Genomic DNA, 8320 nt, shown 5'->3' on the forward strand with positions numbered 1-8320 from the left:
TAAGTTACTTCGTAAAATTACGATTAATATATAAAGTTCAGTACATATCTTTGATAATGCAATTTGAGACAAACTACCTCAGCAGCATTACGGTAAAGCAAGAGGTGTTGTATCCAAGGTAATTTTCCAAAAACCAAATTTTAATTGCTGGGTTTCTTGTGAGCAAATTCAATTTACGCTTGTGCTGAAACAACACGTCGCATTTTAAAAAGCGATCGCTCTAAGAAAAAAGAATACGTAGGCGTAGCCGTCGTAAACATCGCCTCTGCTGTTCAACAATTACAGCTAAGTTCTTAGTTAGAGTTTACACGAGTAAAAGGCGATCGCTTTCCACAATCCTGCTACTTTTCATAAGTAGCGGACTCTTTCTTTTTTAACCAATCTCTAATCGCCTCCTCCAAAGCCGCAGTCTGGGTCAATTCCAGACGCGCACAGGCAATTTCAAAAGCGATTTTTAAGTCTTTAGGGAGTCTACCCCGAACTTCTCTAGTTTCTTCTGCCATCCTAATTTGAAGCCAAAGCTTGCGGCTTTCATTTTTGCACAGCCTCTCAGTAAAAAAACATTTGCGGAATTGCGCTATTGCGGCATTGCGCTATAATATTAGAAGTAAAAAAACAATTAACAATCCTGTCAGTGTTACCCAATCCACAAAGCTGAGGACACCATGAGCGTTATTACAATTCAATGTCGCTTGGTTGCGGAAGAAGACACTCTCCGTCAACTGTGGGAACTTATGGCTGAAAAAAATACACCACTTATCAATGAATTGTTGCTACAGGTAGGAAAGCACCCAGGATTTGAAACCTGGCTAGAAGAAGGCAAAATACCTACTAAATTACTTAAAACACTTGTTAACTCCCTCGAAACTCAAGAGCGTTTTGCTGATCAACCTGGACGCTTTTACACCTCAGCGATCGCTTTAGTGGATTATGTATATAAATCCTGGTTCGCGTTACAAAAACGCAGAAAGTACCAAATAGAAGGGAAAGAGCGTTGGCTGAAAATGCTCAAAAGCGATCTTGAACTCGAACAAGAAAGTCAATGTAGCTTAAACGTAATTCGTACTAAAGCCACGGAAATTCTTACCAAATTTACCCCCCAGTCCGAACAGAATAGCAACCAGAGCAAGGGCAAAAAGACTAAAAAATCTACAAAGTCCAAAAAATCTTCACTTTTCCAAATTCTCTTAAACACTTACGGAGAAACACAAGACCCTCTGACTCGTTGCGCTCTCGCATATCTGCTCAAAAATCAGTGTAAAATCAGTGAACTCAACGAAGACCCGGAAGAATTTACTAGAAATAGACGCAAAAAGGAAATAGAAATTGAGCGATTAAAAAACCAACTTCAAAGCCGCATACCGAAAGGTAGAGATTTGACAGGAGAAGAGTGGTTAGAAACTTTAGAAATTGTTACAGCTAATGTAGCTCAAAATGAAAAAGAGGCAAAAGCTTGGCAAGCAGCACTTTTAAGAAAAACTGCTGATGTCCCCTTTCCTGTGGCTTACGAATCTAACGAAGATATGACATGGTTAAAGAATGATAAAAATCGTCTTTTTGTTCGGTTCAATGGCAAGGGTTTGAGAAAACTGACCTTTGAGATTTACTGCGACAAACGTCATTTGCACTACTTCCAACGTTTCCTAGAGGATCAAGAAATTAAACGCAGTAGTAAAAAGCAACACTCAAGCAGTGTGTTCACTCTGCGTTCAGGAAGGCTTGCTTGGTTGCCAAGAGAAGAAAAAGGTGAAGCCTGGAAAGTAAATCAATTGAATCTTTATTGTGCTTTAGATACTCGGTTGTTGACTACTGAAGGGACTCAACAAGTAATTGAGGAGAAAGTCACAAAAATTACCAAAAGTTTAACGAAGACAAAACAGAAAGATGACCTCAACGATAAACAACAAGCTTCTATCACTCGTCAGCAATCAACGCTAGATCGAATTAACAACCCTTTCCCTCGTCCCAGCAAGCCTAATTATCAAGGTCAACCTTCAATCCTAGTTGGCGTTAGTTTTGGTCTAAAAAAGCCAGTCACAGTAGCGGTGGTAGATGTTGTTAAAAATGAAGTTCTAGCTTATCGCAGCGTCAAACAACTACTTGGTGAAAACTACAATCTTCTCAATCGTCAGCGACAACAACAGCAACGCCTATCTCACGAACGGCACAAAGCTCAGAAACAGAATGCGCCAACCTCCTTTGGTGAATCAGAGTTAGGGCAATATATAGATAGATTATTAGCAGATGCAATTATTGCGATCGCCAAAACCTATCAAGCAGATAGCATAGTTATCCCAAAACTCCGCGATATGCGTGAGCAAATCAGTAGCGAAATCCAATCCAGAGCAGAAAAGAAATGCCCTGGTTACAAGGAAGCTCAACAAAAATATGCCAAAGAATATCGTATAAGCATTCATCGCTGGAGTTACGGTCGATTAATTGAGAGTATTAAATCCCAAGCTGCAAAAGTCGGAATTTCTACTGAAATTGGTACACAGCCAATTAAAGGTAGTCCACAAGAAAAGGCGGGAAATTTAGCCGTCTTTGCTTACCAAGAACGTCAAGCTGCTTAAATTTAATTCACTAATCCGAACCTAGAAAATATAATATTTTTATAACAGCGCCGCAGTTCATGCTCTTTTGAGCCAATGTACTGTGAAAAATCTGGGTTAGTTTGGCGGTTGTCAGATCGTCATGCTTTCTGACCCTGGTAGCTGCCCGCTTCTGATGCTGCTGTCGCAAGACAGGATAGGTGCGCTCCCAGCAATAAGGAGTAAGGCTTTTAGCCATAGTCGTTATTCATAACGGTGTGGATTACCACAGTGGTGGCTACTGAATCACCCCCTTCGTCAGGGGAACCCTCCAAATATTTTTTTGGCGTGTCAAAGCGGGGGCAAAATCCCTGGAGTCCCGCCAAAACTTTAAAACCCTTATCCAGTCTTGATTTAAGAAACTAGTATGTCAATGCATTTAGTTTTTTAATTTGCAATTCGAGACATTTTAAGCAGACCTGCCAAATTATGTGTATGGAAAGCTTTTATAGCAAGGGTTCTAGACGGGTAGAGTTTCAACAACCATCCCGGCTAGGGGTGGGTTGAAAGTCTAAGTTCAAAATTGCTCCAGACCCTGAAGACCCCGAAGTTTCAACAACCATCCCGGCTAGGGGTGGGTTGAAAGACATGAAGGGACGAGGTTCAGGGAGATAGGCAGGTGGTTTCAACAACCATCCCGGCTAGGGGTGGGTTGAAAGGATTCCGATGCACAGGCGTCGGCGCGAGACTGAAGTTTCGACAACCATCCTGGCTAGGGGTGGGTTTAAAGTATTTGCGTCTGTTCCAATTAGTACTAGCTATTGATGCTCAAGAACCATCTCGTCTAAAAGTTGCCTAAGAGGGTTGAAAGGAATGTCATCTTCCCAATACTAAGGTGATTTACAAGAAAGAATTTACCGATTAGAAGAGCCAACAGCCGTTCTCCTCTACGATGGAATGATGTTGAGTAGTAATTTTTATTCTGGAAATCATCTAAAGTGTCAAAATCTATACTGGCTAATAAAAGGTTGAAATAAATGAGTATTTTCTTGTAAAGACAATATGCTACTAGTTAATTTCACTGATTAGTTGCTTCATCATAATTATGTTTAATGGGTAAGGGTCGTCCTGAGAACGGAGTAAGAAAATTTACCCATTGAAACTTGTTTTAGCAGAATATTGGTGAGTAAGTTTAATATAGAAGCTAGTGTGCCAATTAGACCACAATCTAATACGACATTAATTTGCGAAAAACTAGCATAATTAAATTGACTCTAAAAAATAGCCCGAACGACATTAATTTGCGAAAAACGACATTAATTTGCGAATTACGACATATAATGTGCGAATGTACAGTTACAGATTCTAGAGCGGGCGATGGGACTCGAACCCACGACGTTCACCATGGGAAGATGACATTCTACCACTGAATTACACCCGCAAATTGCTAACATAAACTTATGCTTAAAATTAAGCATACCACTATTTACAGCTGTTTTCAATTGGCTAGAAAATCCACTATTTTGACAACTACTGATGCATGAGTCCTGTAGCTGTTCAGATTAGAAAATTTTTTTAGCTAGCTGATGACGGCACTTATTACAATATTTAACTAAAGAACAATGTCCTCGCCTCGCTCCGTGAAGCGAACTTCTTTTATATTCCATTGAGTATTACTCGTTAAGGTTTTGCGGAGACTGCCAAACAGAGCAAACTGTTCACAACTAGAAAGAGAAGTTATTTGCCGCTTTGACTCAGGAGATATTCGTAAATCAACTGTAGCAATGCCATTTTTGATGTTGACACGATACCCAGACAAGCTAAAGTCGCTTGTATCTCGTTTTTCTAAGATTTTACTTACGACATTTGTCACTGGTTCCTCGGCTGGTACTGAAATCTTTTCTGGAATTAGCTTTTGACATTGGGTATCACTTGTGTATAGTGTTACGTTAGTAGTTTTGCTAGTGGCAACCTTAGAAGTTGGTGAGGAAGGCGTATTTTCCTTTGGTGAAGAAGGCGTATTTTCCTTAGAAGATTCTTGATTAGGAAACTTTTCTCTCAACTGAGCTACGCTAGGAATTTGGCTGGGAGACTGAGAAGGTAGGCTATTCGTCGGTGCTGGTACTGTAGTAGGGTATGAAGTTGCGCTGTCAATATTACCTGCGGTAGGGTTAGAACTACAACTACCAAGGCTCACAACCATTGTCACAAAAATAGGGGGTAAAAAATATCTCTTGATTGTGTTCATAAATTTTGCTTATAAATAATGTTATTTATTTCAGTGTCGTTGGTATTAATTCCGCATAAATTCGTGAATATTGAGCCAGTCTGTAAAGTGTCAACCAAAAATCTTTTAAAGTCAAATTTTATACTATTCACTAAAATTACAACATTTGCTATTCAAGGATCTATGTCTGATAACATTAGGGATACAATAAACTAGAGAATTACTGGAACCAGTAGCACTGCATCTGCACCTGCTGCTTGTGCTAAATAAATTTGGCAAGAGTAAAATCAACTCCTTGCAAAATATTAGAAAAACTTGTGCTTTTAGATTACTGATTAAAAGTAAATTACTAGTTTTCACTACTTTTTTGCTTCGTCAATTGCTGCACTAATAATTGTACTCCCAAAGCCAACAAACCAATTGCCACTATAGCAAAAATCCCGCTACCTAAAGCAACTACACCAACTACCAGAGTACGAACAGCAGAAGAAATCTTTACCACCAATGGATTGATTGAATGGATCGGTTTACTAGCAAAATTTGTCGCGATCGCAATCATCAGCGAATAGGCTGCAAATGCCATCCCTCCAGAAATCGCCGCCCCAGTAAAACAGCGTAACGGACTAGCTGTCACCTGTTCTTTAGCATTTGTTTGCGGCGTTAGATTTTGGTCATTCATAATATTTAGATTTTAGATGTTAGATTTTGGATTGGAGCATTAGGAATAATTATTGTTTGTCATTTAAATTGCATCTTTGCGTTTTTTTGATGATTTGAACTATGCAACTTAAAAGCTCATTCATCAGCTTATTGCCCATACTTCATTAACAATAAAGATTTATTTAAATTGAAGATGCCACCTGAATACCATGTGTAATTGTCCGAGTCACAAACAATTCTAAGTCTTCATCAAGAATTGCTTCCCTAGCTTGCAGTTTGACTTGTTCTGCCTGCTGCTGAGACTCAACAAGAGTAAAAACTGTTGGCCCAGAACCAGACATCATTGTTCCTAAAACACCTTCTTGATTTGCAAACATTTCTCGCAACTGCAAGACTTGCGGATAGGCTGGCAATACGACACGCTCTAAATCATTGTGCAGTTTTTGGGCAATTTTTCTGGCATCTCTATCCAGAATAGCTTTTACTATAGCCCCTGAATGAACTGCATTAGCACGCGCTTCCAAATTTTTGCTATCTCTAATATAAGAATGACCAAACTGCTGTCGATAAGTTTTGTATGCCCAAGGTGTGGAAACTTCCAGACTGCGGTATTTCCCCAATACTATATATATGTTATCTAAACTCGGCAGGGGAGAAAGTTGCTCACCCCTACCTGTTGCGATCGCAGTTCCACCCGCTACACAAAAAGGTACATCTGAACCAAGTGTACTTGCCAACTCTTCTAATTCTGACTGAGTTAGCCCCAACTTCCATAATAAATCTATCCCCACCAACACAGCTGCTGCATTTGTCGAACCTCCAGCCAACCCAGCAGCTACAGGAATCTGCTTATTAACGGTAATCTCCACACCCCCATATTTAGCAAAGGCTTCGGGAAATTGCCTTACCATTAATTCTGCTGCTCGGTATGCCAGATTACTTTTATCTGTCGGTACTTGTGGGTGGTTGCAGTGAACACGAATGCTGTCAGTGCTGAGAGAACGCACATCAATTTTGTCTGCAAGTCCGATACTTTGAAGTATCATGGCTAACTCGTGATAACCATCGGGGCGATCGCCAATGATTTCCAAATACAAGTTGATTTTAGCAGGGGCAATTAGGCTGTAGGAACGCATTTTCTAGAAGTGGGGAATGGGGAATGGGGAATGAAGAAGGACGAATGGGAAAAATCTGCCTTGTTCCCTACTCCCTACTTTCTACTCCCAGTTCATTTGCTAAAATTACCCATTGCTGAACGCTGAGGTCTTCGGCTCTAGCTTGGGGATTTATTTTTAATTGTTCCAGTAAGTGGCTCAGGCGATCGCGTTCTATAACTGATTGCAAATTATTTCGTAACATTTTGCGCTTGGCACCAAACCCCAATTTTAAGAAATTCTCTAATTGTCGGGGATTAAGCGCTGGTATTTCTATTTTTCGGGGACGCAATCGCACCACTGCTGAATCGACTTTTGGCGGTGGATGGAATGCGGCGGCTGGGACTGTGCAGATCAACTCACACTCAGCCAAATATTGTACCCGCACACTCAACGCCCCAAAAGCTTTTGATCCTGCTTTAGCATACAATCTTTCTGCGACTTCTTTTTGTACCAGTAACACTATTGAGTCAAATGGTTCGGGGTTGGGGTTAGCGATCGTACCCAGTAGTTTCTCAATGATTGGCCCTGTAATGTTGTAAGGAATATTGGCTACTACCTTATTTGGCTTTTGGAAATTAGGAAAGGCTAGTAGATTAGATGGTAAATCTAGGGTGAGAAAATCGCCTTGCAGCAATAGGAAATTTTTAGTCTTACCGAGTTGCTTTGATAACAGTTGACATAAATCGCGGTCTATTTCAACTGCAATCATAGATTCTACTAAGGGCAATAACTGACGAGTTAGAATGCCAGTGCCAGGCCCAATTTCTAGGACGCGATCGCTTTGTGTACACTCAGCTGCTTTAATAATTGCGTCGAGCGCCTTTTCACTTTTGAGCCAATGTTGAGCAAAGACCTTACGCGGTCGGATCATCTGTATTTATTGCCTAGTCTAATTTTTAGCTGTTTATCAAAAATTCATTATAAATTTTGAAGTCCCTATACAGCACTAGATTTACTGTAACGCCTATCTTCTCCTCCAAACGCTTTGCGATCGTAGTGATGGCGATCGCGTAAATGTCCATATAAGCGTCACCTGTAGGATGGGAGTCTTAAACCGCAACCTTCCCAACAACTATGCTCTTAATATAATTAATTCGAGCATTTGGATTCAAGATACATACCTTTAGAGCTAATTTGTAAACTCAAGTAAAGTACTTGTCTAATAAGGGTTTCAGTAATTTAAATCAATACAGCATTTATTCGCTGAAATTCAGACCTAGTAATGGGTTGAGTACCCTTAAGATTTTCTTTACGAATCAGCTCTTAGCAAGACTACCTCCTGCCTTTTTGAATAATCATTAATTACTTAATTTACATCAGATCCCATTTAGATTTAGAGACAAGCAACGTGCATTATTCACACACTCAGGTTTAGCCACTTCGTTCTCGCCTCCCTCCTGTTGCTTAACCTATTAACCTGAAAGCAAGTCCAGGCAAGCGATTTGCCATTTTAGAAAAAAAAATAAATTTACCCTTGACAAACTAGGGGATGACTAGTTACTCTAGTTAAGTGGAAAGGCGAAAGACGCCAAAACCACCGCTGAACCTGTAAAACATAATACTTTGAAAGCTTAAGAAAAAACCAATCCTCGTCAAAAGATTTTGCTTTTGGTAAATCCAAAAGGATAGTCAAAATTAATAACAGGATTCCGGGAAATATTTTTTTCGGAGCCGCAAACTCGAAACACAACAAAACGGAGAGTTTGATCCTGGCTCAGGATGAACGCTGGCGGTATGCTTAACAC

Annotated in this window: 7 protein-coding genes, 1 tRNA gene and 1 pseudogene; 2 read left to right on the forward strand and 7 right to left on the reverse strand. The window is 40.1% G+C overall.

Annotated elements, in window-relative coordinates:
- Window positions 1-341: 341 nt before the first annotated feature.
- Entirely contained in the window at window positions 342-503 is a 162-nt protein-coding gene (locus RMY64_RS27905; RefSeq protein WP_322674525.1) for a hypothetical protein, read from the reverse strand.
- 162 nt (window positions 504-665) lie between these two features.
- Here RMY64_RS27905 and cas12k point away from each other — a divergent pair, with 162 nt between their 5' ends.
- Complete coding sequence (cas12k, locus tag RMY64_RS27910; protein WP_322701705.1) at window positions 666-2573, forward strand: type V CRISPR-associated protein Cas12k; 1908 nt, start codon at window positions 666-668, stop codon at window positions 2571-2573.
- A gap of 637 nt (window positions 2574-3210) precedes the next feature.
- Complete coding sequence (locus tag RMY64_RS36925) at window positions 3211-3390, forward strand: hypothetical protein (protein ID WP_416212164.1); 180 nt, start codon at window positions 3211-3213, stop codon at window positions 3388-3390.
- Window positions 3391-3900: 510 nt separating this feature from the next.
- Here the strand turns inward: RMY64_RS36925 and RMY64_RS27915 are convergent.
- From RMY64_RS27915 to rsmA, 6 genes and pseudogenes are all read right to left on the reverse strand, one after another.
- A tRNA-Gly gene (locus RMY64_RS27915) sits at window positions 3901-3972 on the reverse strand.
- Between the two features lie 171 nt (window positions 3973-4143).
- Window positions 4144-4779: a sporulation/spore germination protein gene (locus tag RMY64_RS27920; protein WP_322674527.1), complete on the reverse strand. Its 636-nt coding sequence runs from the start codon at window positions 4777-4779 to the stop codon at window positions 4144-4146.
- Between the two features lie 194 nt (window positions 4780-4973).
- Window positions 4974-5064: pseudogene (locus tag RMY64_RS36930) on the reverse strand (indole-3-glycerol-phosphate synthase TrpC); the annotation flags it as partial.
- Window positions 5065-5107: 43 nt separating this feature from the next.
- Complete coding sequence (locus RMY64_RS27925; RefSeq protein WP_322674528.1) at window positions 5108-5437, reverse strand: DUF3082 domain-containing protein; 330 nt, start codon at window positions 5435-5437, stop codon at window positions 5108-5110.
- Between the two features lie 163 nt (window positions 5438-5600).
- Complete coding sequence (gene ispE, locus RMY64_RS27930) at window positions 5601-6554, reverse strand: 4-(cytidine 5'-diphospho)-2-C-methyl-D-erythritol kinase (protein ID WP_322674529.1); 954 nt, start codon at window positions 6552-6554, stop codon at window positions 5601-5603.
- Window positions 6555-6621: 67 nt separating this feature from the next.
- Window positions 6622-7446 (reverse strand): 16S rRNA (adenine(1518)-N(6)/adenine(1519)-N(6))-dimethyltransferase RsmA, encoded by an 825-nt coding sequence (gene rsmA, locus RMY64_RS27935; protein WP_322674530.1) that lies wholly within the window; start codon window positions 7444-7446, stop codon window positions 6622-6624.
- Between the last annotated feature and the right edge of the window lie 874 nt (window positions 7447-8320).

Origin of the sequence: Nostoc sp. DedQUE08, from assembly GCF_034530895.1 — a bacterium.
Lineage (GTDB): Bacteria > Cyanobacteriota > Cyanobacteriia > Cyanobacteriales > Nostocaceae > Nostoc.

Excerpts from the sequence above, each read along its gene's own strand:
- RMY64_RS27905 (WP_322674525.1), bottom strand. The coding sequence starts at position 503 with ATGGCAGAAGAAACTAGAGAAGTTCGGGGTAGACTCCCTAAAGACTTA.
- cas12k (WP_322701705.1), top strand. The coding sequence starts at position 666 with ATGAGCGTTATTACAATTCAATGTCGCTTGGTTGCGGAAGAAGACACT.
- RMY64_RS27920 (WP_322674527.1), bottom strand. The coding sequence starts at position 4,779 with ATGAACACAATCAAGAGATATTTTTTACCCCCTATTTTTGTGACAATG.
- RMY64_RS27925 (WP_322674528.1), bottom strand. The coding sequence starts at position 5,437 with ATGAATGACCAAAATCTAACGCCGCAAACAAATGCTAAAGAACAGGTG.
- ispE (WP_322674529.1), bottom strand. The coding sequence starts at position 6,554 with ATGCGTTCCTACAGCCTAATTGCCCCTGCTAAAATCAACTTGTATTTG.
- rsmA (WP_322674530.1), bottom strand. The coding sequence starts at position 7,446 with ATGATCCGACCGCGTAAGGTCTTTGCTCAACATTGGCTCAAAAGTGAA.